The organism is Kribbella sp. NPDC005582 (assembly GCF_040605415.1).
Taxonomy (GTDB): Bacteria; Actinomycetota; Actinomycetes; order Propionibacteriales; family Kribbellaceae; genus Kribbella.
In genome coordinates this window covers 1-23,896 of record NZ_JBEXCU010000002.1, presented here as the reverse complement: position 1 = coordinate 23,896, position 23,896 = coordinate 1, and the positions used below count along the sequence as shown (strand labels likewise).

The 23,896-nt window shown below is 65.5% G+C and carries 24 protein-coding genes and 2 pseudogenes; 13 read left to right on the top strand and 13 right to left on the bottom strand.

Annotated features, from left to right (window positions below):
* The first annotated feature begins 83 nt into the window (after positions 1-83).
* Entirely contained in the window at positions 84-1,487 is a 1,404-nt protein-coding gene (locus ABZS29_RS11585) for an MFS transporter (protein ID WP_355460919.1), read from the top strand.
* Here ABZS29_RS11585 and ABZS29_RS11580 read toward each other — a convergent pair.
* Positions 1,381-1,998: a TetR family transcriptional regulator gene (locus tag ABZS29_RS11580; RefSeq protein WP_355460917.1), complete on the bottom strand. Its 618-nt coding sequence runs from the start codon at positions 1,996-1,998 to the stop codon at positions 1,381-1,383. The two genes, ABZS29_RS11585 and ABZS29_RS11580, sit on opposite strands and share 107 nt — an antisense overlap.
* 71 nt (positions 1,999-2,069) lie before the next feature.
* Between ABZS29_RS11580 and ABZS29_RS11575 the strand changes: the two genes are divergently transcribed.
* Together ABZS29_RS11575 and ABZS29_RS11570 are read left to right on the top strand one after the other, a co-directional pair.
* Positions 2,070-2,819 carry an alpha/beta hydrolase gene (locus tag ABZS29_RS11575; protein WP_355460915.1) on the top strand — a complete coding sequence of 250 codons (750 nt, stop codon included), beginning with the start codon at positions 2,070-2,072 and terminating at the stop codon, positions 2,817-2,819.
* Entirely contained in the window at positions 2,819-3,109 is a 291-nt protein-coding gene (locus tag ABZS29_RS11570; RefSeq protein ID WP_355460913.1) for a hypothetical protein, read from the top strand. The genes ABZS29_RS11575 and ABZS29_RS11570 overlap by 1 nt, the downstream gene beginning before the upstream one ends.
* Here the strand turns inward: ABZS29_RS11570 and ABZS29_RS11565 are convergent.
* The 6 genes and pseudogenes from ABZS29_RS11565 to ABZS29_RS11540 all read right to left on the bottom strand — a co-directional run bounded on the left by ABZS29_RS11565 (position 3,078) and on the right by ABZS29_RS11540 (position 10,066).
* Positions 3,078-5,087 carry an alpha-galactosidase gene (locus tag ABZS29_RS11565; RefSeq protein ID WP_355460912.1) on the bottom strand — a complete coding sequence of 670 codons (2,010 nt, stop codon included), beginning with the start codon at positions 5,085-5,087 and terminating at the stop codon, positions 3,078-3,080. The two genes, ABZS29_RS11570 and ABZS29_RS11565, sit on opposite strands and share 32 nt — an antisense overlap.
* 1 nt (position 5,088) lies before the next feature.
* A complete protein-coding gene (locus tag ABZS29_RS11560) occupies positions 5,089-5,442 on the bottom strand; it encodes an alpha-L-fucosidase C-terminal domain-containing protein (RefSeq protein ID WP_355463154.1) in 354 nt (117 codons plus the stop codon).
* A pseudogene (locus ABZS29_RS11555) lies at positions 5,437-6,510 on the bottom strand (alpha-L-fucosidase); the annotation flags it as partial. The pseudogene ABZS29_RS11555 and the gene ABZS29_RS11560, both read right to left, overlap by 6 nt.
* Positions 6,511-6,523: 13 nt before the next feature.
* On the bottom strand, positions 6,524-8,209 hold the full coding sequence (locus tag ABZS29_RS11550; RefSeq protein ID WP_355460910.1) for an ABC transporter substrate-binding protein: 1,686 nt from the start codon (positions 8,207-8,209) through the stop codon (positions 6,524-6,526).
* 34 nt (positions 8,210-8,243) lie between these two features.
* Positions 8,244-9,137 (bottom strand): carbohydrate ABC transporter permease, encoded by an 894-nt coding sequence (locus ABZS29_RS11545; RefSeq protein ID WP_355460908.1) that lies wholly within the window; start codon positions 9,135-9,137, stop codon positions 8,244-8,246.
* Positions 9,134-10,066 carry an ABC transporter permease subunit gene (locus ABZS29_RS11540; RefSeq protein WP_355460906.1) on the bottom strand — a complete coding sequence of 311 codons (933 nt, stop codon included), beginning with the start codon at positions 10,064-10,066 and terminating at the stop codon, positions 9,134-9,136. The genes ABZS29_RS11545 and ABZS29_RS11540 overlap by 4 nt, the downstream gene beginning before the upstream one ends.
* Positions 10,067-10,205: 139 nt before the next feature.
* On the opposite strand from ABZS29_RS11540, the gene ABZS29_RS11535 reads away from it, so the two are divergent.
* The 3 genes from ABZS29_RS11535 (at position 10,206) to ABZS29_RS11525 (ending at position 13,317) form a co-directional block, all read left to right on the top strand.
* Positions 10,206-11,507: an L-fuconate dehydratase gene (locus ABZS29_RS11535; RefSeq protein ID WP_355460904.1), complete on the top strand. Its 1,302-nt coding sequence runs from the start codon at positions 10,206-10,208 to the stop codon at positions 11,505-11,507.
* Positions 11,504-12,214 carry a FadR/GntR family transcriptional regulator gene (locus ABZS29_RS11530; RefSeq protein ID WP_355460902.1) on the top strand — a complete coding sequence of 237 codons (711 nt, stop codon included), beginning with the start codon at positions 11,504-11,506 and terminating at the stop codon, positions 12,212-12,214. The genes ABZS29_RS11535 and ABZS29_RS11530 overlap by 4 nt, the downstream gene beginning before the upstream one ends.
* An 86-nt stretch (positions 12,215-12,300) precedes the next feature.
* The gene (locus ABZS29_RS11525) at positions 12,301-13,317 is read left to right on the top strand and encodes a hypothetical protein (protein WP_355460901.1); all 1,017 of its coding nucleotides are present in this window, start codon (positions 12,301-12,303) and stop codon (positions 13,315-13,317) included.
* Between the two features lie 11 nt (positions 13,318-13,328).
* On the opposite strand, the gene ABZS29_RS11520 is transcribed toward ABZS29_RS11525, so the two are convergent.
* Positions 13,329-14,171 carry an SAM-dependent methyltransferase gene (locus ABZS29_RS11520; RefSeq protein WP_355460899.1) on the bottom strand — a complete coding sequence of 281 codons (843 nt, stop codon included), beginning with the start codon at positions 14,169-14,171 and terminating at the stop codon, positions 13,329-13,331.
* A 137-nt stretch (positions 14,172-14,308) separates the two neighbouring features.
* On the opposite strand from ABZS29_RS11520, the gene ABZS29_RS11515 reads away from it, so the two are divergent.
* The gene (locus tag ABZS29_RS11515) at positions 14,309-14,719 is read left to right on the top strand and encodes an SRPBCC domain-containing protein (protein WP_355460898.1); all 411 of its coding nucleotides are present in this window, start codon (positions 14,309-14,311) and stop codon (positions 14,717-14,719) included.
* Complete coding sequence (locus tag ABZS29_RS11510) at positions 14,716-15,477, top strand: phosphotransferase (RefSeq protein ID WP_355460896.1); 762 nt, start codon at positions 14,716-14,718, stop codon at positions 15,475-15,477. Before ABZS29_RS11515 ends, ABZS29_RS11510 begins: the two co-directional genes overlap by 4 nt.
* Before the next feature lie 118 nt (positions 15,478-15,595).
* Here ABZS29_RS11510 and ABZS29_RS11505 read toward each other — a convergent pair whose 3' ends face one another.
* The gene (locus ABZS29_RS11505; RefSeq protein WP_355460895.1) at positions 15,596-16,813 is read right to left on the bottom strand and encodes a multidrug effflux MFS transporter; all 1,218 of its coding nucleotides are present in this window, start codon (positions 16,811-16,813) and stop codon (positions 15,596-15,598) included.
* Positions 16,813-17,832: a zinc-dependent alcohol dehydrogenase family protein gene (locus tag ABZS29_RS11500; protein ID WP_355460893.1), complete on the bottom strand. Its 1,020-nt coding sequence runs from the start codon at positions 17,830-17,832 to the stop codon at positions 16,813-16,815. Before ABZS29_RS11500 ends, ABZS29_RS11505 begins: the two co-directional genes overlap by 1 nt.
* A 134-nt stretch (positions 17,833-17,966) precedes the next feature.
* Between ABZS29_RS11500 and ABZS29_RS11495 the strand changes: the two genes are divergently transcribed.
* The gene (locus tag ABZS29_RS11495; protein WP_355460891.1) at positions 17,967-18,833 is read left to right on the top strand and encodes a helix-turn-helix transcriptional regulator; all 867 of its coding nucleotides are present in this window, start codon (positions 17,967-17,969) and stop codon (positions 18,831-18,833) included.
* Between the two features lie 352 nt (positions 18,834-19,185).
* Here the strand turns inward: ABZS29_RS11495 and ABZS29_RS11490 are convergent, their stop codons facing one another.
* Genes ABZS29_RS11490 through ABZS29_RS11480 form a run of 3 tightly spaced genes read right to left on the bottom strand, consistent with a single transcriptional unit; the run spans position 19,186 to position 20,969 of the window.
* The gene (locus ABZS29_RS11490) at positions 19,186-19,746 is read right to left on the bottom strand and encodes an HD domain-containing protein (RefSeq protein WP_355460889.1); all 561 of its coding nucleotides are present in this window, start codon (positions 19,744-19,746) and stop codon (positions 19,186-19,188) included.
* The gene (locus ABZS29_RS11485) at positions 19,736-20,203 is read right to left on the bottom strand and encodes an NUDIX domain-containing protein (RefSeq protein ID WP_355460888.1); all 468 of its coding nucleotides are present in this window, start codon (positions 20,201-20,203) and stop codon (positions 19,736-19,738) included. The genes ABZS29_RS11490 and ABZS29_RS11485 overlap by 11 nt, the downstream gene beginning before the upstream one ends.
* Entirely contained in the window at positions 20,190-20,969 is a 780-nt protein-coding gene (locus tag ABZS29_RS11480) for a helix-turn-helix transcriptional regulator (RefSeq protein ID WP_355460886.1), read from the bottom strand. The genes ABZS29_RS11485 and ABZS29_RS11480 overlap by 14 nt, the downstream gene beginning before the upstream one ends.
* Before the next feature lie 105 nt (positions 20,970-21,074).
* Between ABZS29_RS11480 and ABZS29_RS11475 the strand changes: the two genes are divergently transcribed.
* From ABZS29_RS11475 to ABZS29_RS11460, 4 genes and pseudogenes are all read left to right on the top strand, one after another.
* A complete protein-coding gene (locus ABZS29_RS11475; RefSeq protein ID WP_355460884.1) occupies positions 21,075-21,761 on the top strand; it encodes an HAD hydrolase-like protein in 687 nt (228 codons plus the stop codon).
* A 171-nt stretch (positions 21,762-21,932) separates the two neighbouring features.
* Positions 21,933-23,000, top strand: a complete 1,068-nt coding sequence (locus tag ABZS29_RS11470) for an aminoglycoside phosphotransferase family protein (protein WP_355460883.1) — start codon at positions 21,933-21,935, stop codon at positions 22,998-23,000.
* Between the two features lie 55 nt (positions 23,001-23,055).
* Entirely contained in the window at positions 23,056-23,292 is a 237-nt protein-coding gene (locus ABZS29_RS11465; protein ID WP_355460881.1) for a methionine adenosyltransferase, read from the top strand.
* A gap of 46 nt (positions 23,293-23,338) precedes the next feature.
* A pseudogene (locus ABZS29_RS11460) lies at positions 23,339-23,896 on the top strand (transposase); the annotation flags it as partial.

The following is a 23,896-nucleotide window of genomic DNA, read 5'->3' as shown; positions in this document are numbered from 1 at the left end:
AACTTTAGCAGAAAGATGAACTGAACGGTTGAGTTCATATGAACTGAGCCGTACAGTTCAAGCCATCCGCTGAAGGAGGAGTCATGGATCGCCGCAAATCCGCCGGTTTGGCCCTGCTGTCGTTCGCCATGCTGATCGTGTCGCTCGATCAGTACATCGTGGTCGTCGCGCTGCCCGAGATCGGCCGCGAGCTCGGCTACTCAGCGCAAACGCTGCAGGCGGTGATCAGCGCCTACGCGATCGCTTCCAGCGGCTTCCTGCTCCTTGGCGGTCGCGCCGCTGACCTGCTCGGCCGCCGCCGCGCGCTGATGGCAGGGCTCGCCCTGTACGCCGTTGCCTCGCTGGCCGGCGGCCTGGCCACCGGACCGACTTGGCAGCTGACCGCTCGAGCCGTCCAAGGTCTCGGCGGCGCACTGGTCTTCCCCAGCACGCTGGCGATCATCAACACCACCTTCGCCGAAGGTCGCGAACGCAACCGCGCACTGGGGATCTGGGCCGGTTCCGGCGCCGCCGGCCTGGTGATCGGCGTACTGCTGGGTGGCGCACTCACCCGCCTGTTCGGCTGGGAAGCCGTGTTCTTCGTCAACATCCCCCTAGCCGGTACGGCGCTCTGTCTCGCCGTACCGCTGCTGGACGCGGGACCGCCGCGCGACACCAAGCGGCGGTTCGACCTACCCGGCGCCCTGTCCGTGACCGGCGCGGTCACCCTGCTGGTGTTCGCGCTCGTCCAAGGACCTGCCCTCGGCTGGACCTCACCCTGGATCCTGTTGGCGGCGACCACCGGAATCGCGCTGGCGATCGCCTTCACCCAGATCGAACGCCGCAGCCCGGATCCGCTCGTTCCGCCCAACCTGTTCCGCAACCGCGCACTGACCGCGGCCCTCGTGATCGCCTTCCTCTTCATGGCGACCTTCGGCTCGCTGCTCTACTTCCTGTCGCTCTACTTCCAGGACGTCCGCGGCTACGACCCGCTCCAGACCGGACTCGCCTTCCTGCTCCCCACCGCGGTCGTCGTCGCCGGCTCGACGTACGCCGGACAAGCGGTCACCCGCTTCGGACTTCGCCGTACGCTGATCGCCGCGCTGGCCATCGGCGCCGCCGGCGCGATCGCTCTCGGCATCGGGATGTCCGCAGGCACCTACGCAGCGCTGATACCCGGCCTGATCGCGGTCAGCCTCGGGGACGGCGCGGTCTTCACGATGATGTTCATCGCCGCGGCGACCGGCGTCTCGGACCGCGCCCAGGGTGTTGCCTCCGGCATGGTCTCGACAAGCTCAGGCATCGGCGCGGTCGTCGGTCTCGCCGCGCTGGTCCTGGTCGCCAACGCAGCGCACAACGGAATCCAGAACGCGGTCTTCGTCATCGGCAGCGGAATCCTGCTCACCCTGCTGTTCGCCCTCCGGCTGCGGCAAGGCCGAGGGCCAACTGGAGTTGGCGCGTCCACCAGCGCAGCTGGGCGGTCGGATCGCTTGCCGCGGTCCCGGTGAGGCCTGCGCTGCGGCGGAAGGCGTTGCCGTAGAGGGACTCGGTGGCCATCGCCTGATGCAGGGCAGCGACGGCGAGCCGGGTGTCCTCGATGGAGGCCGTTGGAGGACGGAGTTGGTGGAGCGCCTCGACGACCGGGTTCAGCATGCCGCTGCCGTGATCGCGCCAGCCGGCGCCGTGCAGGGCGATCGCCAGCTCGCCGTACCCCTGTTGGTAGACGGCTGCGAACGACTCGACGAAGCCGAGCAGGTCGGAGCCTCCCTGCAACCACGAGCCTGTCGCCTCTTGCAGAGCTGTTCGCAGTTGGCGGCCACCGTGTTTGAGCAGCTCGCGCAGGAGGTTGTCGCGGCTCTGGAAGTGGTAGGTCACGCCGGTGTCGGTCATGCCGACCCGGGCCGCGACGGCGCGAACCTGTACGGCGGCCGTGCCGCCCTCCGCGAGCAGTTCGGCCGCGGCGCCGAGGATCAGCCGGCGGGCCTCCTCCGGCGATCGGCGGATGCGTTGGGGAGTCACGACGCCGACTCTACCTTGACCAGCCAAGGTAATGCGCCTACCTTGAGCAGCCAAGGTAAGGGAGGCGCGCGATGACCGAAGTGATCCTCACCCGGGAGGACGGGCAGCTCCGCGGTACGGCGACCGGCGCCGGCCCGACCGTTCTGCTGCTGCATGCCGGCGGTGAGCGACGCGATGTGTGGGCTCCGATCGCGGCGGTACTCAACCGGCGAAACCTCCGAACCGTCGCCTTCGACCTCCGTGGTCACGGTGCCAGCACAGGCCAGGCGACGGACCTGGCCACGATCGCGGCGGATGTGGCCGCGATGATCCGGCACGAGCCAGCGCCGGTCGTGGTGGTCGGCGCCTCGCTCGGCGGACTGGCTGCCATCACCGCGCTCGCTGATCCACGCACGGCGCATGACGTCGCCGGGCTGATCCTGGTCGACGTCGTCCCACAGCCCGATCCGGTTCGAGCCCGCGTATGGCTGGACGAGCACGGCCTCACCGACGTACACACCGAACTGGTCGACGACATCCTCGGCCGCGCTCGCTCCGCGACGGCCGACGCTTTGGCGAGCACGCCGGATCATCGCGACCCCGCCTGCTGCGACCGAGGCGAGATCGGTTGCCTCGCCGTACCGATCCTGCTCGTCCGCGCAGGTCCCGACTCACCGCTCGCCGACGACGACATCGAGCGGTTCCGCACCACTCATCCCGGCATCACGGTCACCCACGTGCCCGCCGCCGGCCACCTGATCGCCCGCGACGCCCCCGACGACCTCGCTCGCATCATCGGCGACCACGCCTCGATGTGGCTCGAACAACCAAAGGTGAATTGATGCTCCGTCTCTTCAAGTACGCCAGCGTGGCCGCCGTCATTGGCGGGGCCCTCTGGTTCTTCGCCGGCTGCCAAGCCCTGTCCAGCGACAATTGCGCCGGGGAGCCCATGAAGCCCGGTGATGTCTGCATGAGCTCCCGCGGCGGCTCCCTCACCTACGAACAAGCGCTTGACGCCAAGAAACGCGGTCCGCAGGCGATGAAGAGCGCCGGCGCCCTGCTCGCCCTCGGTGTCGTCGGGTACCTCACCGTCGCCGTCATCACCCTCCGGCGCGAGCAGGACGAGGCGTGAGGCGCAAGACCCGCGCCGAGGGCTCGGGGGTGTTGGTGGTGATGGTGAGCTCGGTATCTGTCCAGGTGCACGCCCAGTCGCCGAGGTCGGCGGGAAGGTGTGGTTCGAGCGTTGCGCGGGCCAGCGGAAGGGTGACCGTGGCCGGGCCAGGAGTGCGATGCCAGACGGTGAGATACGAGACCGAAGGCCCGGTCAGGCAGAGCGCGATCCACTCGTCGTCCCACCCAGGCAACCCGAGCGGCCAGCTGGGTACGAGCGTCTCGAGATCCTCCAGTACGACGCGATGCGCGGCGAGCGCGGACCGCACCAGCTCGAGTTCGTCCGGGCTCATGCGGTTGAGGTGACCGGAGAGGTAGAGCCGGCCCGGAATGCCGTTGACCAGCGCGAAGGTGAACTCCTCGCGCGTGCTACCGGCGATCGGATAGGCCCAATGCCCAGCCTGCTCAGGCAGTACGGCGGCCGGTGCGGCGGCGGTGATCGATGCGTACAGCAACGGATGTTCCTGGTCCGAGGTGGACTGCAGGTGCAGCCGGGACAGTATCGCGTAGTCCATCCGCATCGCACCGGATGCACAGTTCTCGATCAGCAGGTCGGGATGCCGGGCCTGTACGTCGTCCAGCCAGCTGAGCAGCGCCCGGTTGTGCTCGAGCAGTCCGTGACCGAGCGACGTACCGTCCTTGTCCGTCCCGGGCCCGGTGACCGTGTTGTTGTCGAACTTGAAGAAGCCCACGCCGAACTCGTCGACCAGGCGATCAATCGTCGCATCCAAATGCTTGCGGGCAGCCGGACTCCGGAGGTCCAGCAAGTAGCGGCCGGAGTTGGCGACGCGGACACCACGGCGGGTGAGAAACGCGTCGTCCGGGAGTTCCTGCGCGACCGGCGAGCGGACGCCGATCACCTCGGGCTCGAGCCAGAGCCCGGGGACCATGCCGTGCGAGTGGATCCGGTCGATCACCTCACCGAGCCCGTTCGGGAAGCGGGTGGTCGACGGTTGCCAGGCGCCGACGGTGTTCCACCAGTCGCCGTCGGCGTACCAGCCCGCGTCGATGCAGAAGTAGTCCGCGCCGACCTCGGCCACCGCGTCGATCAGCGGCAACAGCTTCTCGGTGGTCGGGTCGCCCAGCAGCGTGTTCATGAAGTCGTTGAAGACGACCGGCATCCGCGCGTCGATGGGACGCCGGCGCCGTACCGCTCGACGCTGGCGGGTGAGTGCCGCGAACGCGCTGTCGCGATCCGCACCCGCAACCAGCGAGACCGGCACCGATTTCACCAGCTCACCAGGCGTCAGCGAGGCACTCCACTGATGCTCCTGATCGGTCGGACCGCTCAGCGCCAGATAGCCGCCGTACCGGCACTCACCGAGCTCGTAGTGCCAGGCACCGTTGTGCTCAATTTGCCATGCGAGGGCATACGGCCCGACCAGCACGCCCACGGGCAGCCGTTCACCCGACGACCACGACCCCGTGCTCGTGACGGCGTACCGGCTCCTCGCGACGTGCCGATGCTCATCGCCCGCGATGTCCGCCAGCTCCGACCGCAGAGGTCGCGCTGACCACCGACTCTCCGCCATCCAGCTGTTGGCGGCGGTGTACAGCTCGAAGTCGACCGATGGCAGCCCAACAACGAGCGACGACAGGAAGGTCAGCTCCATCTGACCGTCGGCCACCGATGCCTCGGTCCAAGCCTGTACGCCGGCCCCAGCCACGAACACGCTGGTCACCCGCAGGCCGGACTCAGGGTCCTCCTGCGTGATTCGCAGTGTCTGCCCAGTGTCCTCGTGGCTCACGTACCGCAGGCGTTGCCCAAGGATTGTGTCGATCTGCCGATGACTGCTCGCCAGATACCCGTAGCCAACAGCCGTCACCTCGACCAGCGCCGGTCCGGAAGAACCCGGCGGTCCGACGGTAGCTCGTACCGGCCCGTCGTCGATGACGAAGGTCAGCGAGAGGTCAGGTGTATCCCAACGCAGCAACGGCATCTCAGGCGGCTCGCAGGTCGATGGCGAGACAGTTGGCCACGGCAACCGGCGGCACCTCAGGCAGCTTGATCACCAGAATCCCCTGGCTCTGCTCGAACGGAACCGGCCCATGCCCCAGCAGGCGCACGGCCGACACCTGCTCATGGTCGGCGAGACTGCGGATCACGCTGCGCCGGTCATCAGGCCAAGCGAGCTGGAACGCATAGAGCGTGTCGTCCCGCCGCGTGAACCGATAGTCAGAGGCCTTCCAGGAAACCCGATCCTCGGTGAACCCCGAGATCGTCACACTCGACGACCCCTCGCCAAAGACCCGGAACGGCCGGGTCCCATGGATGCCTTCGCCACACACCCGCATCCAGGCACCAAGATCCTCCAGCAACTGCGTGCATTCGTCATCGAGCGTGCCGTCCGGCAACTGCGGGATGTTGAGCAACAGATTGCCGTTCTTCGACACGATGTCGACCAGCAGCTCGACGACATGCTCGGGCGTCTTGTAGATATCGCGGACGTTGTAGAACCAGTCGCCGACCGAGGTGTCGGTCTGCCAGGGCGCAGGCTGGATACCGGGAGTCTGACTGCGCTCGATATCCATCACCCCGACGGCACTGATCTCGGGACGCCGGTCCTTCTGCTGGTAGACGGCACGCGCATTGGTGTTGTAGAGATGCGCGACTGCCTGCAGCCCCGGCGTGTAGTCGACTTCACCGAACGGCAGCGGACCGTCGGAGTACAGGAGGTCCGGCTGGTAGCGGTCGACCATCTCGGTCACGGCCTCGAGCCAGAAGCGGTGCCACGCAGGATCCGGGCTGTACCAAGGCTCGTGCACCACGATGTCCTCGGCCGGCAGGTACTCCCGGTTGTCCAGGTAGAAATCCCGGTACGCCGGGTCGTTGCCGTCGTACGGAACTCCGGCGAAGCGACCGCGCTGGTCGCTGCCCTTGTTGACCGCCGACCAGCCGAGCGTGGCGCCGAGATGCTCGGTGATCCCGAACGGCAACCCACGCTGGTCCGCGGCCTCCTTCCAGAGCGCGACAATGTCCTTGCCCGGACCGACCTTCACCGAGTTCCACGGATGGATCGCCGACTCGTAGTTGAAGAAGTTGTCGTGGTGCACGGCCTGCGCCACGAAGTACCGGGCGCCGGCCGCGACGAACTGGTCCATCAGCGCGTGCGGATCGAACCGTTCCGCCTTCCACAGCTTGACGATGTCCTTGTAGCCGACCTGCGACGGGTGGCCGTAGGTGCGCAGGTGGTAGCGGTACTGGTCGCTGCCCTCGCGATACATGTTCCGGGCGTACCAGTCGCCGTACCGGGGCACGGACTGTGGTCCCCAGTGCGACCAGATGCCGAGCTTCGCGTCCCGGAACCAGTCCGGGCATTCGAACGTGGCCAATGACTCGAAGGTTGCGTCGTACGGCACTGGTCGCTCCTCAGCGTTACTTGTTGGGGATCTTGTCGTAGGCGGTCTGCTGGATCTCGAGGTACCGCTTCAGGCCGAGGCCATCGAGTCCCTTGACGTAGCTGTCCCAGTCGGTGTCGATGTTCTTGGAGCCGGTGACGAACTGCAGGGCGTTCTGCTGCACGTAGTTGTCGATGTTGGTCTGCAGGGTCGCCATCTCACTGGCCTGCGACGGATCGATCCACACCTTCCAGTACGGGTAGATCTTCGACTTGTCCTCCTTGCCGGCGTAGAGCTTGGTTGCCTCGTACAACCGCCGCTCGTAACCCGCCGCGGAGTAGATGTCGGTCGCGATCGCCTCGGAGTTCCGGAAGGTCGCAGTGTTGTTGTACTGCGCCAGCGCCTGCCAGCCGGAGTTCGGCGGGGTCGCGCCGGGCTTCTGCGGGATCTGCGCGTACGACGGCTTCAGTGACTTGTCGAGCGCGACGTCATCGGCCTTGGGCTTGCGCCAGGTCTTGCCTTCCTTGCCCCAGAAGGCGTTGATCTGGCCCTCGTCGGTGAAGATGTAGTCGAGCAGCTTGATCGCCTGGATCTGCTCCTCCGGCGTCGCCTTGCTGGTCAGCACGAAGGTGGCGCCGGGCGCGCTCGGGAAGTTGTAGCCGGTGAAGTTCGCGCCGTCCGGGCCGGTCAGCGGCGGTACGGCGTCGTACTGCATGTCGCGGCGGTCCGCCACACCGGTGGTCACGAAGATGCCGGGGTGCAGCGCGGTCGCGGAGCCGAGAATCACCGAGCCGGCGTGGTCGCCCTGCTGATGCAGCGCGTCCGGGTTCTGGGTGAACGCGCCTTTGTCGATCAAGCCCTCCTTGTACAGCGAGTTCAGGTAGGCCAGGCCCTTTCGCCAGCCGTCCTTGTTCGCCTGCAGGTCGACCTTGCCGTTGTCCAGCACCAGCGTCGAGTTGTTGTTACCGCTGGTGCCCTGCGGGTCGTAGATGAACGCGTTCATGAAGTACGGGATCAGCACGTCCCGTACGTCGGCGCTGAGCGGAATCTCGTCCGCCTTGCCGTTCCCGTTGGGGTCCTGGGTCTTGAAGGCCTGCAGCACCTTCCGCATGTCCTCGGTGGTCTTCGGCTGCTCCAGCCCAAGCTTCTTCAGCCAGGCGGAGTTCATCCACAGCTTGTCCTGATACGAACAGTGGAAGCAGTCCACCCACTGCGGCATGCCGTAGATCTTGCCGTCCGGCGCGGTCGCCATCTCCTTGTAACCAGGCGAAGCGTCCAGTGCCTTCTTGATGTTCGGCGCGTACTGATCGATCAACTGGTTCAGCGGTACGACGACGCCCTGGTTCGACAGCTTGAGCAGGTCGGACTGGCTGAACTGGTCGACCCACGGGATCAGCAGGTACAGGTCCGGATAGTCACCGCTGGCCAATGAGATCTGCCGCTTCTCCTTGGCCGGACCACCGTCGAACGTCGTGGTCTGCCACTTGATCGACAGGTTGAACTTCTTCTTCACCTCCTGGGTGAAGTCGTTGGTGGCCAGGTTCCAGTCCGCCGCCTGCGGCGCGAACACGTCGAGGGTGACGGCGGGATTGCCGGTGATCGTGGGCAGCGGCTTACCCTGCTCGGTGTCCTGACCGCTCCCGGAACAGGCCGCGAGCGCGAGACCCAGGAGGCCGATGCCGGCGATCGCGGCACGCCTCTGCCTTCTGAACTGAACAGACATAGAATCCTCACAGGGGTTCGGGTGGTGCGGAGGATCAGCCCTTCACGGCGCCGATCATGATTCCCTTGGTGAAGTAGCGCGCAACGAACGGATAGATGAGCAGCACCGGCACGCTCGCGACGACGATCAGCGAGTACTTCAGCAGGTCGGCCAGTTGCTGGCGTTGCAGCAGGACGGACGCGTCGACCGCGCCACCGCCGGTGGTGTTGAGAATCAGGATGTTGCGCAACACCAGTTGTAGCGGGAAGAGATCCGGATTCTTCAGGTAGATCAGCGCGTCGAAGTACGAGTTCCACTGCATGATCGCGTACATCAGCGCGACCACGGCGATCATCGGTTTGGCCAGCGGAATCACCACCGACCAGAGGAAACGCAGGTCGCCGCAGCCGTCGAGCTGAGCCGCCTCGACGAGCTCCTCCGGAATCGCCGTCCGCAGATAGGTGCGGGCGATGATCACCTGCCAGACCCCGATCGCCTGCGGAATGATCAACGCCCACCGGGTGTCCAGCAGCCCGGCCGACTGCACCACCAGGTACGTCGGGATCAGGCCGCCGGTGAACAGCATCGTGAACAGGATCAGCGTCATCACGATGTTCCGGCCGACCAGCGTCCGGCGCGACATCGGATAGGCGATCGCGATCGTCATCGTGACGCTGACGATCGTGCCGACCACCGTGTAGAACAACGAGTTGAGATAGCCCTGGACGATCTGCGGGTTCTGGAACACCGCGTTGTACCCGCGCAGCGAGAAGTCCACCGGCCAGAACAGCACCCGGCCGGACGACACCGCCTCCGGACTGCTGAAGGAACTGGCCAGGATGTAGAGCAGCGGCAGCAGGACGACCAGGAGGAAGACGCCCAGCAACAAGTACACGCAGAACAGAAAGATCCGGTCCGTCCGGGGTTCGGCGATCCTCCGCGTCTTCATGACCACAGTCCGTTTCCGGTCACGCGCTTGGCGACCCAGTTGACAGCGAGCAGCAGGACCAGATTGATCACCGAGTTGAACAGGCCGACCGCGGTCGCCATGCTGAAGTCGGCGTTCAGCAGACCTGTCTTGTAGACGTAGGTGGCGATGATCTCGGACTCGCTCAGGTTGAGCGGGTTCTGGAACAGGAACGCCTTCTCGAAGCCGATCGCCATGATGTTGCCGACGGCAAGTACGAGGATGATGACGGCGGTCGGCATGATGCCGGGCAGATCGACGTGCCGGATCCGTTGCAGCCGGCTCGCCCCGTCGATCCGGGCCGACTCGTGCAACGCCGGATCGATCCCGGACAACGCGGCCAGGTAGATCACCGCGGAGTACCCGGTGGTTTGCCAGACGTCCGACCAGACATAGATATGCCGGAAGTAGTCAGGGTTACCGAGGAAGTCGATCGCCGGTACGCCGAAGAAGCCGAGGCCCTCGTTGACGATGCCGAGCCGCGGTGACAGCACCAGGATCGTCATCGACACGACCACGACGGTGGAGATGAAGTACGGCGCGTACGTGACCATCTGGACCGTCCGCTTGAACACGCCGTTGCGGATCTCGTTCAGCCCCAGCGCGAGCAGGATCGCCAGTGGGAAGCTGGCTGCCACGGTGTAGACCGACAGCAGGAAGGTGTTCTTGACCAGGTTCCAGAACACCGGATTCTGGAAGAACAGCTCGAAGTTCTGCCAGCCCACCCACGGGCTGCCCCAGATCCCCTTGATCACGTTGAAGTTCTTGAACGCGAGGACCGCGTTCGACATCGGGATGTACTTGAAGACCACGAACCAGACCAGCGGCACCACCATCAGCAGGTACAGCGTCCAGTGCCGCTGCAGGCTGCGTCGCAGCGCGTTGACATCCGAGCTCACCAGGTTGCTCATTGCCACGTCCTCCGTCGGACCGACGAGGTATTAGTCCTATGAATTTCCGGGATCGTAGCGCCGCTGCGCGGCCTGGTCCATACTGAACGACGTCGGAATCCAAGAAAGATCCCATCTATCGCTGATCGTGAGGGCCGCCATGCCACGAATCACCTCGGTCGAGGTCGTCGATGTCCGCTTCCCGACGTCGCTGACCAGCGACGGGTCGGACGCCATGAACAAGGACGGCGACCACTCGGCGGCGTACGTCGTCCTGCACACCGACGACCCGGCGCTGGCCGGCTACGGCTTCACCTTCACGATCGGTCGCGGGACCGACCTGTGCGTAGCCGCCGCCACCCAGCGCGCGGTGCCGCTGATCGGCCGTGACGTTGACGAGCTGTGCGGCGACCTTGGTGGGATCTATCGCGAGCTGCAGTCCGATAGCCAGTTGCGCTGGCTCGGCCCGGACAAGGGCGTGATCCATCTGGCGCTGGCCGCGGTCATGAACGCGGTCTGGGATCTCGCCGCCCGGCGGGCCGGCGTACCGCTCTGGCGTCTGCTGACCGACATGTCCCCCGAGCAGCTGGTCGCGGCCGCCGATCTGCGGTATCTCAGCGACGTACTGACACCTCAGCAGGCCGTCACCTTGCTCAAGAGTAAGTCCGCGGGCCGGCAGGACCGGATCGACGAGCTCGAGAAGTCGGGTTATCCCTGCTACACCACGTCGGCGGGCTGGCTGGGGTACTCAGATGCCAAGCTGCGCAGGCTTTGCGAGGAAGCCGTTGCCTCCGGCTACAAACACGTCAAGCTCAAGGTCGGCGCGAATCTGGCCGACGACATCCGGCGCTGTGGGATCGCTCGCGACGTGCTCGGACCGGGCGGGAACCTGATGATCGACGCCAACCAGGTGTGGGACGTTCCGGAGGCGATCGAGTGGGTGAAGGCACTCGCCGAGTTCGACCCGCTGTGGATCGAGGAGCCGACCAGCCCCGACGACATTCTCGGGCACGCCGCGATCCGCAAGGCGGTGGCTCCGATCGGCGTCGCCACCGGCGAACACGGCATGAACCGGGTGCTGTTCAAGCAGCTGTTCCAGGCCGGCGCGATCGACTACTGCCAGCTCGACGCGGCTCGGCTCGGCAGCGTCAACGAGGTGCTCGCGGTCTACCTGCTGGCGGCGGCGTTCGACGTACCGGTCTGTCCGCACGCCGGCGGCGTCGGGCTGTGCGAGCTCGTCCAGCACCTGTCGATCTTCGACTACGTCGCGGTCTCGGGCAGCCTGGACCGCCGCGTCACCGAGTACGTCGACCACCTGCACGAGCACTTTGTCGAGCCCTGCGTGGTCCGGGATGGTGCGTACCTGCTTCCGGTCACGCCCGGCTACAGTGCCGAGATGCACACGGAGTCAGTTCAGACGTACCGGTTCCCGGACGGCGACTACTGGGCATCGCGTCCATGACCACGGGCAAGCTGCTGTCGCAGACGGACGTCGTCATCGAGAGTATCCGGCAGATGCTCATCGACGGCCGCCTCCAGCCGGGCGGCCGGCTGCCGGTGGAGAAGGATCTCGCCGCCGCCCTCGGGGTGTCGCGGAACCCGCTCCGCGAGGGCGTTCGCGCGCTGTCGATGATGGGTGTCCTCGAGACCCGGCAGGGCGACGGCACCTACGTCACGAAGCTCGACCCGGCGATCCTGCTCGCCCCGCTCGGCTTCGTCGTCGACCTGCAGAACGGCACCGGCACCCACCACCTGCACGCCGTACGGCGGATTCTGGAGACAGAAGCAGCCGCGTCGGCTGCGCTGCGGATCGACGCTGCGGAGCTCGAGTCCGCAGCCGAGCTGCTGCGGCTCAACGAGGCCGAGCTCAAGCGCGACGAGCCCGACCACGAGACGGTGATCGAGAACGACATCACCTTCCACCGGATCATCGCCGAAGCTGCCGGCAACCCCGTACTGGCCGCGCTCATTGCCGCGCTGGGCGGCCGGACGACGCGCGACCGGCTGCGGCGGTCGATCTCCCAGCCCGGCGCCGACGAGACCTCCCACCGCGAACATCTCTCGATCCTCGCCGCCCTCACCGCCGGAGATCCGGGCCGGGCGCGGACCCGGATGGCGGCGCACCTGTTCACGGTCGAGGACTATCTGGTCGAGCAGGACGAGGCCTGAGTTCTGGTCTATTGGCCGCGCCTGATCGTGCATTACTGCGGCACGGCGCTGGCGGCGCGGGGAGACTTTCCGCCAGGCTCGGAGGTATGCACAAACTCCTCGCGGCATTCCTCGTCGTACCGCTGCTGGGCCTGAACGTGAGCTCCGCCGAGGCTGCTCCCGCGCTGAAGGTCACCCTCAGCCGAGGCAGTGTCGCGGTCTCGTCGCTGAACACGGTGCCGGTCACCGTCACGGTCGAAGGTTCCTACGCGGACCTCCCGTACAACAATGTCGTCTACGTCCAGTTCAAGCGGACGAGCGGTCCTGGCCCCTTGACCGAGTTCTCGTCGATGCCGCTCGCGCTCGTCGACGGCGACGGTACGCCGGGACTCTGGCGAGGGACGGTGAACGTGCCGTCCACAGCCAGTGGATCGGTCGAGCCGACCGCGGTGGACGGCTACGAGTTCGTCGCCGGCAACCCGCCGAACGCGCCGGCGCCCGTGGCGAGTCCGCCGGTGCTGGTGGTGAACGGCGTCCACGTCCCCAAGCTCACGTCGCTCGTGACGCCGAAGGTCGTGCCCTATGACAAGCCGTGGACGGTCCGGTACACCGTCACCGACTCTGCGACCGGCAAGCCGTACGGCACCCGGCTCAAGCTGCTGACCGGGCACGAAGAACGGTGCCTCGAGAAGAACGAGAGCACCTCAGTTTTGAGCGATACCAACGGCAACTTCGTCCAGGCGTGGGCCGCGCAAGCCTATGGCGACGTGACGAGCTGCCTGCGCATCCCCGGTAAGCCAGGGTGGATCAGCCGCCTCGTGACGCCGGTCTGGCGGCCCGCCGCCATCTCGGCCGCGCCGTCGAGGACGAGCGCCCCCGTCGGCACGATCGTGCCGGTGAACGGCAGCGTCTTCAACGGCAGCAACTGCCAGGTCGTGCTCCAGCGCTTGTACGGCGCCACCGCGTGGCGGGCGGTCGGTACCAGCACCGTCCGCCTCAGTGGCCGGTTCACGCTCAACGCACAGCCGTCGTACCGGGGCAATATCTCCTACCGCGCCTACCTGCCCCCGTGCCGCGACAAGGTCGCCGGGACGACGAAGCCGTTCGTCGTCCGCGGGACCTGAGGATCAGGGCTTCAGGGCTTCTTGGCGACGCCGACCCAGAGGCTGCAGCTGACATCGGTGAAGGTCTCGTTGTCGACCAGCCGCTCGGTCTCCGCGTCCGGGTGCCACTTGTACGGAACCTCGACACCGGGCTCGACCAGCTCGAGTCCGGTGAAGAACCGCTCGATCTCTTCCTTGCTGCGCACCTGCGCGTCGCCGCCGTCGGCCTTGTAGACCTGGATCGCCTGCTCCCACATCTCCGGCGCGAAGTCCGGCGTGCAGTGCGAGAAGATCAGGTACGACCCGGGCGCCAGCGCGTCCACCAGTTGCTGGAGCAGCTCGTAGGGCTTGGTCTCGTCGGGCAGGTAGTGGAAGACGCCGACGATGCTCAGCGCGACCGGCTTGCTCATGTCGAGGACCGTGCGAACCTCTTCGGAGTCGAGGATCGCCTGCGGGTCGGTGATGTCCGCCTCGAGGTACGCCGTCTTGCCGACCGGCGAGCTGACCAGCAGGGCGCGCGAGTGGGTCAGCACGATCGGGTCGTTGTCCGCGTAGACGACGCGAGCCTCGGGCACGATCTCCTGCACGACCTCGTGCAGGTTCGGGCTGGTCGGGATGCCGGTGCCGATGTCCAGGAACTGCGTGATGCCCTGCTCGGCGACGTACCGGGCCGCGCGGTGCATCCACATCCGGTTCGACTGGGCCGCGGTCCGGAAGCCGGGGAACGCCTCGAGCAGGTGCTCGGCGACCGCGCGGTCGGCCGCGAAGTTCGTCTTGCCACCCAGGAAGTAGTCGTACACCCGGGCGCTGTGCGGCACGCTCAGATTGAGCCGCTCCGCCATGTCGACTGCAGTGTCATCGCTGTGGTCACTCATACGAACTCCTCGACGCCGCCCGTGCAGTAGACCCGCATCGTAGCGGGTGCGCATCGGTCTGTGACCAAGCCCTGGGATTCCTTGACGAAACATTCGAGAACTTGCATCCTCGGAAACCGCTTGGGCACAGTTCCTCCATGGACAGCATCGAGCGCGAGGTCTACCTCCAGGCCCGGCCGGAGCAGGTCTGGACGGCTCTCACTTCTCCCGAACACTTCGCTGTTTGGTACGCCTTCGGCGGCGCTTCGATCGACCTGCATCCCGGTGGCCGGCTGCTGATGCGCTGGCCCGAACACGGCGAGTACCGCGGCTTCGTCGAGAAGGTCGAGCCCGGCCGCCGCTTCGCTTATCGGTACGCCGTCACGCCTGATGTCGACCCTTTGCCGGGCAACTCCAACCTCGTCGAGTTCACCCTCACTCCCGAAGGCGACTGCACCCGCCTGCACCTCGCGGAGACCGGCTTCGACCGCCTCGACCTGGCGGCCGACGTACAGGTCTCGGGCCAGGCTTGGGACAACGCTTTGGCTGCTCTGGCCGATTCGTTGTGAGCGAACGGCTCGAGGGTGGGTTCGACGGCGGCGCCTCGTTGGTCGACGGCGTCGTACGGCGTACTGCAGGTCCGTGGACGTCGTCGGTTCATGCGCTGCTCGCGCACCTGGCGGATGCTGGACTCGCGCCGCGGCCTTTGGGAATCGACGCCGACGGGCGGGAGATGGTCAGCTTCCTGCCCGGGCAGACGGTCGGAAACTCTCGGCCGTGGCCTGCGTGGACGCACAGCACGTCGGCCCTGACCGACGTCGCGCAGTGGCTGCGGCGCTATCACGCAGCTGTGGCCGACTTCGTCCCGCCTTCCGATGCACGCTGGCGCGAAGGCGACATCTGGCGGCCGGGCCTGATCATCGCCCACAACGACGCGGCGCCGTACAACGCGGTCTGGAACGCAGACGGCCTGGTCGGCTTCGTCGACTGGGACATGGCCGGACCGATCAGCCGCGAGCTCGACGCCGCCTGGGTCGCCTTCTCCTGGGTACCGCTCCACGCTCCGCACGTAGTAGCCGCCGAAGGCTTCACCGACCTCCCCGCACGCCTGCCTCGACTGTCGTCCTTTCTCCGCTCCTACGGCTGGCAAGGCACCGTCGACGACCTCCTCGATCTCGTCGCCGAGCGCATCACTCACCAACTGGCCCTGATGACCCGAGCCGCCGCCACCGATCCCACCTACCAACGCATGCTGGCCGCCGGCCGCGATCAGGACCTGACCATCGCCCTCAACCAGCTGGACACTCTTCGATCCGGCCGGCTGTAGCCCGCCGACCGCGTACAGAAGGACTGTTACTAGGTCACGTCCGCCAGCCGCCTTCGGTCAGGTCAAGCGCTCTCACCCGCAGCCGGCCACGCGCATCACCAGTCCGTCCGTACACCTCCTAACGATCGCCCTCAACCAGCTGGCCGTCCTCCACCCGCGCAGATCCGGCCAGCTTCAGCCCGATCAGGGAAACAGTCGCGCCGGCTGCGATCAGCGCAGCCATCGGTACGGCGGTTCGATCGCCGCCGAGACCGGCGATCGGCGCGATGGTGCCGGCGACGACCCAATGCACGAAGCCCAGCAGTGCTGAGCCGGTGCCGGGGTGGTCGCGCACAGCGGCGGACGCGAGCGCACCGGCATTGGGCAGAATCAGACCCTGGGCGGTCATCAGGACGAAGAAACAGCCGATCGCCACGCCGAGCGGGGTGTCGAACCAGAGCGCGCCAACGAGCATCGCGATCCCTGCCGTCAGCGCAGCGAGCTGACCGATCCGGATGAGCGTGCGAGTGGCGACGCGCCCCGCGAGGCGGGCGGCGATCAGTGCGGCCACCGTCATGCCGCCCGCGTTGGCCGCGAAGTCGACCGAGTAGGCAATCGGCGAGAGCCCGTTCATCGACTGCAGCACGAACGCCGAGGTCGCGACGTACGCGAACAATGCACCCATCGCGGACCCCGAGACCACGACATAACCGACGTACGCGCGATTGGCCAGGACGATGCGACCCGCGGTCAGGAAGTTGGACAGACCGCCGCCGTGCCGACGCTCCGGCGGCAGCGATTCCGGTGCGGCAAGCGCGGCCGCCGCCGTCATCGCGAGACCAAGCGCAGCGACAAACCAGAACGAGACCCGCCAGTGCGAGAACTGCAGGATGAGCCCGCCGAGCAGCGGACCCACGATGGGCGCGATGCCGCCGACCGCTCCGATCACATTGATCACCCGGACCAGCCGTACGCCGGAGGCCAGGTCGACGATGATCGCCCGCCCGATCACCATCGCCCACCCGCCCGCGAAGCCCTGGACGAACCTGGCCACCGTCATTACCCCGATGGTCGGCGCGAGCGCGCACATCACCGAGGCCGCAGCCATCGTCAGCAGCGCGGTGAGCAGCGGGATCCGCCGACCGCGCTGATCCGAGAACGGCCCGCCGATCAGCTGCCCGAGCGCCATCCCGACGAAGAACGTGGTCAACGTCAGCTGGACCTGCGTCGCCGTACTGTCGAGATCGCCGGCGACCCGCGGGAACGCCGGGACGTACATGTCCGTGGCCAGCGGCGCGATCGCGGTCACGAAGACCACGGTCGCGATCAGGCCGATGGTTAGGCGGGCTTTGGTCATCAGACGGTGAGCAGAACCTTGGTGGCGGTGCGCTCGTCCATGGCTTTGTAGCCTTCTGCTGCTTTCTCGAGTGGCAAGACGAGGTCGAAAACCTTGCCAGGGTTGATCTTCCGGTCCCAGATCAGCTGGATCAGCTCGGGCAGGTACTGCCGGACAGGCGCCGGACCACCGTGGATGTGGACACCCGCCATGAACAGCTCGTCTCCCGGGATCGCGACGTCGTGGGAGACCCCGACGAATCCGACGTGACCGCCCGCCCTGGTGGAGTGGATCGCCTGCATCATCGCTTCCTGAGTGCCGACGGCCTCAATCACCGAGTGAGCGCCCAGCCCGCCGGTGAGTTCCTTGACCCGGGCCACGCCCTCCTCGCCACGCTCCTCGACGATGTCGGTAGCACCGAACTCCTTCGCCAGTTCTTGACGATCCGCGTGCCGGCTGAAGGCGATGATCCGCTCCGCTCCAAGCTGCTTCGCGGCCAAGATCCCCAGCAGGCCAACCGCGCCGTCACCAACCACCGCAACGGTCTTACCCGGCCCGGCCTCGGCCGCAACCGCGGCAAACCACCCAGTCCCCAGTACGTCGGAAGCCGCCATCAGCGACGGGATCAGCTCCGGCCCGGGCATCCCAGGCGTCGCGACGAGCGTGCCGTCGGCCAACGGGATCCGCGCCCGCTCGGACTGCGTGCCGATCGTCCCCATCAGCACCCGGTGAACGCAGTACGCCTGGTAACCGGCCTGGCAGATCTCACACGTGTTGTCCGACGCCCAGAACGAGCCGACAACGAAGTCGCCGACCTTGATCGTGCGCACGTCCGCGCCGACCTCCTCCACGACCCCGACGTACTCGTGACCCATGACCTGGTGGTCAACCGGCTCCGCGCCGCGGTACGGCCACAGGTCGCTCCCGCAGATGCACGTCGCCGACAGACGGATGATGGCGTCGGTCGGCTCGAGGAGCTTCGGGTCCTCGCGCTCCTCCACCTGGACGTTCCCCGGGCTGTGCATGACTACCTGGCGCATCGCGCGCTTCCTCCTCGAGTTGTTGATGTCTACATCACGAGTGAATCCGGCGGATCGGCGTACAGGAAGTCACTGTCGATGGGTGTACTCACAGGGCACCCATCAATCACTTTATGGGCGTTACTGTCGTAGCTGTGGACAATCGTCAGGAGGTTCGCGAGTTCCTCACAACTCGCCGTGCCCGCATCACCCCCGACCAGGCCGGCCTGCCTGTGAGCGGCACCCGCCGCGTCCCCGGTCTGCGCCGCAGCGAGGTAGCCACGATCGCCGGCCTCAGCGTCGAGTACTACGCCCGACTCGAACGCGGCCAAATCGCCGGCGCCTCCACCGGCGTACTGGAAGCACTAGCCCGCGCCCTCCAACTAGACGACACCGAGCGCGCCCACCTCCTGGACCTGGCCCGCGCCGCCGATGGCATCCCCACCTCCGGCCGCCCCCGCCGCCGTACCGCAGGCAAACCAGCCTCCCGCCTAAGCCTCCAATGGACCCTGGACGCGATCAAAGACGGCGTAGCCTTCGTCCGCGACCCCCGCCAGAATCTATTGGCCACGAACGCCCTAGGCCGAGCCTTCTACTCCCCCGTCATAGGCAACAGCGGCCGCACCCCCAACCTCGCCCGCTTCCAATTCCTAGACCCAGCCTCCCGCGACTTCTACCCCGACTGGGACCTCTTCGCCCAAATGTGCGTCAACATCATGCGCACCGAAGCCGGCCGAGACCCCCACGACCGCCCCCTCCAAGACCTGGTAGGCGAACTCTCCACCCAAAGCGAAACCTTCCGCCGCCTCTGGGCCGACCACAACGTCCGAACCCACGGCTCCGGCACCAAACGCTTCAACCACCCGGTCGTAGGCGAACTAACCCTCGCCTACGAAGAACTAGCCATAACCGCCGAACCAGGCCTAGCCCTCCTCATCTACACCCCAGAACCAGGCTCCCCCTCCGCCGAGCGCCTACGCCTACTCGCCTCCTGGTCCACCGAACAAGCCTTCAACGCCTGACCGCACAAGACCTTCCCCGCGTGCTACGCAGTCGCTCCTCCGTCGCGCCAGCTACGCGCGCACCCGCCCACCCTTACTTCCCCTCCGGGCTACCGCCCGGAACCTGCGGGCTATCGCCCGCGACCAACTACCTTTGGCCGGCGTCCCTTCGCCAGACTCAGGAGTTGGCTAGCGTCGTGGCGTGCAACGGACGCTGGAACCGAATTCCACCCTCTGGAAGATCCACGGCAACGCCCATGTGTGGAGGAATGACCTAGTACAGGACTGCCTCGAAGTCGCGTCGCTAACACCGACGACTGACCACCTGCCGCCCACGATCGTTGCGTCGCAGGCGCGCCGGATCGGCTGGCCACTACCTGACCTGGCGAGCAAGGCTCCGGGTCGCTTCCACTGCTGAGCGTAGGTGCGGAGATGCCCGCTCGACCGACCGGTGGACTACGTGGTCCGGCGCATATCGCGTCAGAATCTCATCCAAGCGTTGGTCTACCGTGACGCGCTCACCAGTTGGCCCGGTGGTCATGTCGGCGCAAGTCAGCGCATCGAGCAACATTCGATCAGGCACGTCGAACTCCTCGCTCGGCAGCGGGAGCCCGCGTTCTGAAGCCTCGAACTCCGATCCCGAATGATGTGCCACAAGGCAGTAGATCGTTGGGGCACACTCGGTTCTGTCTCGCAAGTAGCGCGCGCCGTCGACAGGATGAAAGCCGGATGTGGCGATCGCTGGCGAGTACCCAATATCGTGGAGCCAGGCTGCTGCCTCGAGAGTGCTATCCACACCTCGGAGCGCAGGAGCTACCTCTCTCGCCGCCTCGGCTACCCCGATCGTGTGAGCCCATCGACGGGGGAGAGCCTGCTCCAGCAGGCCCTGCGCGAGCGACGCCGCCCATGCGGCCAATGCCGTTTCAGTCGACATGTGAACGGACGCCATCCCGGTAGGCGTCGATCTGGCGCGTCATCGACGGATGAATATCCAACTCTGCCAACTCCTCAAAGGTGAACCACGCAACATCGCTGGCTTCCTCATTGATCGTCGGCTCCCCCGCGACGGGGCGGCCAGTCATCGTTATTTCGAACTCCTGACGCGTCTCACCGTCGTCATACCTGACAATATGACCCGGATCCGAGAACACGCCAAGGAGTCCGGTAATTTCGGCAGTAACACCGGTCTCCTCCATGCACTCACGGATCGCACATGCACTCGGCGTCTCGCCCAGCTCCTGAGCACCACCAGGTAGCGCCCATTGGCCCGTGTCCCGACGTCGCTGCAGGAGGATCCGACCACTGTCGTCGACAACAGCCATATTGCATGCCGGAATCAACGTATTCGGCTTCGGCGCATCGGGGTCGTTGTAGTACTCAGTTCGCGGCATCTTGAATCCTTCCAGATTTCGGAACCCACGGAACAGCAGATCCCCAGACGGCCTCAAAGCTGCCGCAATAGTGATCAAAGAGACCCGCAGTCTTCGGATCTACGCGGCGAAAATGCAGCAAGGGGTTCATGCTCGCGGGATGACCCCACACGTGCGGATTTGCCAGCAGGTTATCGTCGAACCTGAAGATTGAGTTATAGAGGGTGGTTTGGTGGAGGCGAACTTCACAACCTTCAGTTGACACGATCGACCGAAAATACGTGCGCGCCGCGCGGATCTTCGAAGACAGCGTGCCCTCCAAGCCTTCCTCCTCGTCCCGTCGCACGACAGCAGCACAGTCTGGGTCACCAAAACAAATCCGGATTCTGGCACCCGCACGGGAGCGCGCTTCGAGAGCGCGGCTGATGTTTGGCATCTGCGAAAAGAACGTGCCGCTATACACCAGCACATCGATTGCTTCCGTCGATTCATTGATCAGTGCCTGCCAGGCTTGCAGTGACATCGCTGCCCGATTTGGATACAGACGAACCAACTCGGACATCGCCTCAACCCTGCGAAGATGCTGCCGCTGATCGGCGATTGCAGGCCAAAGGTAGGTCTCATCGGACCCCAACAAGTTGGCAGCAACCCACCTGTACCGCCTGTGCGGCACGCGACTCTTGGACAGCCAGCGCTCGACGGTCTTCGGATCCACCGCACACGCCTCAGCAAGTGCCTGCACACTGAGGCCGCGCTGGCTCATCACAGTTCGTAGCCGCTCATTCATCCTCTGTATCATTCAAGACGTTCAGGGACTTATCAAGAGCGTCCCGTAACGTCCCATGCGCTTCGAGCGAGGTCTGCGCGCACGGCAGGCCGTATTGTCGGGACAGTGAGCCAGCTACTGCTGTGGGACGTCGACCACACGCTGATCGAGAATTCGGGCGTCAGCAAGGCGATCTATTCTTCAGCCTTCAGTCGCCTCGCCAGCCAGCTCCCCATCAAGCCGCCGATTACGGCGGGCATGACAGATCGCCTGATCATGCGGAACATGTTCGTGTCGAACTCAGTGTCTGACCCCGGGTGGCCACGAACACAGGCTGCGCTTCAGGCTGCCGGCGCCGAGCTTCAGCCCGAGCTGCGTGAGGTCGGCTATGTACTTCCCGGGGTTCGCAAGGTGTTGCAGGAGATCCGTTCCCAGGCAGAAGTCATCCAGTCCGTGGTCACTGGAAATATTGTGCAGAATGCAACGATCAAGCTCGCCTCATTTGCTCTTGAGGATTTTTTTGACCTAGCTGCTGGCGCCTACGGCGGGGACAGCGAAGATCGGCACGACTTGGTGCGCCTCGCGAAAGCCCGTGCAGAGCGTCTTTACGACGCGGTGTTCGACGAGAAGAACACAACGGTGATCGGCGACACCCCACGTGACGTAGAAGCCGCTCGCCAAGGCGGTGCCCGGATCGTGGCTGTCGCAACCGGGGTCGACTCGGAACGGGAACTCCGCGCCGCAGGCGCGCACGTCGTCCTTCGGGACCTGTCGGACGTCGACCACGCGCTCTCAGTAATTCTGGGCAGATAACGCGCGTCACCGCCGTATCCCAGAGGGTTTGACGATCGCTAATCGACGAACCGGTGGTTGGCGCGACGAAAGTCGCCGAGGACGTTCTGCGCTCTCGAGACGTCCTGAGAGCGTCCCTCACGGTGGTGATGCCGTCCCCCGCGCTGTCCGTACGGTCCTCCACATCCAACAATGCCGAAGGTATTGGGAGGGGCGCAGGTAATGAAGACCGCTAGGCGTGAGGGTGAGGGCGACTTGCGCAGGATGCAAGTTCAAGGCCCGAGCAGTTCCTCCCAGCAGAAGCCAAATAGCCCAATGAGCCGGCGGGCAGACGTACCGGACCCTGCGCCTGCGTCTGCCCGCTGTTCCAGCCGGCGCACAGAGGCAGACTGGGACATGCGGGGGCTTGAGTGGTCCACCGAGGCGGTCGTCAAACCTTTCTCTGTCACACGTTGGTCCATCGACCGACACAGCATCTTGAAGATCTATCGCGGAATCGAACCGCACCGCCGGCAGCTTGGTGAGGCCGAAGCTCTACAGCTTGCAACTCGTTGGGGAATCGCAGTCCCGAAGGTGATCGCAACCTGCGCCCATGTGGATGAGCCATGGAGCATCTTTAGCGTTGTCCCGGGATCAGTGCGCCCTGTCCGGACTGACCAAGATGTTGAGCGGTACCTGCGGCACGTGCGCAACCTGACTGCACGACTTGAGGCCCAGGCCGTCGGGCTAACCCCTGGCATCGGCTGGAGCCAACGAGGCGGCGAGATTGCGTCGGGAAACCGGCGATTCATGGTTGATCAGCTGGCAGATCGTTGTCGAACGTACCCATGGTGGAGCACTCTTCACGCGAGATTGTCGATCGTCGAAGCCGATCCCATCGTTTACCTCCACGGTGATCTGAAGGCCGAACACTTCCTGGTGACGGACAACGAAGCTCATGCCGTCGATTGGGAGGCCTGCAGCCGAGGCCCGGCAGCGTGCGACAGCGCGGATGTCGCCTTCCATGTACTTCGCGACTTGCTCTACGACGGGCATGTCGTCCAACCAATGACAGTCACCTTGCTCAGCCGGCTCGGTACGCCCGGTGCCGTCTTGGCCTGGCGACTGATTCGCTGGGCAGATCGCCGCCGCGCCGGCGATCTGGCGCTCATCCCATCGCGCGACCTCGATGAACTCAGCCTTGAGATGAACCCAGTCACAGCCTGTCAGAGGCTCACGCAACTCATCGCCACTTTACGAGCTCGTGGCGTCCCTCGCTGACGCCAGCTCTACGTCACCTTGCGGTACTCCAGTTGACTCTGAGATTGGACCTGATATGCCACGATCCAGTACGGCCTCCGGCCCCGGCCGCATCGTCATCGAGACTGGCACGTCTCGACCGGGAACGACCACGATCGTAGAGCGTAAAGGAATCGGTCATCCGGACACGCTCGCTGATCACCTGGCAGAGCGTCTGTCACGCGCATACAGTCGCTACACCCTGGACCACTTCGGCGCAGTCCTCCATCACAACTTCGACAAGCTTGCCCGGGACTGCCCCCGGTTCGGTTGACTCCTGATCTGTGAGGACTTGGGTCCTTGCTGGAAGGATGTCTGTCATGCCGAAAGCTTTTCCTGAGGAGTTCCGTCGGGATGTGGTCGCGGTCGCTCGCAAGGGCGAGGCGTCGATCACGCAGATCGCGAAGGACTTCGGGATCTCCCAGTCGTGTCTGACCCGCTGGCTCAAGCTGGCCGATATCGAAGACGGGAACCGGCCGGGTGCGACCCGGCAGGACTCCGATGAGCTGCGCGAACTGAAGAAGCGCAATCGGCAGTTGGAACAGGAGAACGAGATCCTGCGCCGGGCAGCGGCCTACTTCGCTCGTGACATCAACCCAAAATGACGTATCCGCTGGTCCTTGACCTTGCCGTCGACGGTATCGCTGTCGCGGTGACCTGCCGGGTACTCGGCTTCACCAAGCAAGCCTTCTACAAATGGCGCAAGAATCCTGTCACACAAAGAGATTGGGCCGATGCGCACCTGATCAACGCTGCGCGCGACATCCACGGCGACGACCCCGCGTTCGGGTACCGGTTCATCGCCGACGAGCTGCCGGCCAAGGGGATCACCGCGGGTGAGAACCGAGTCGCCCGGTTGTGCAGCCAGGAGCGGATCT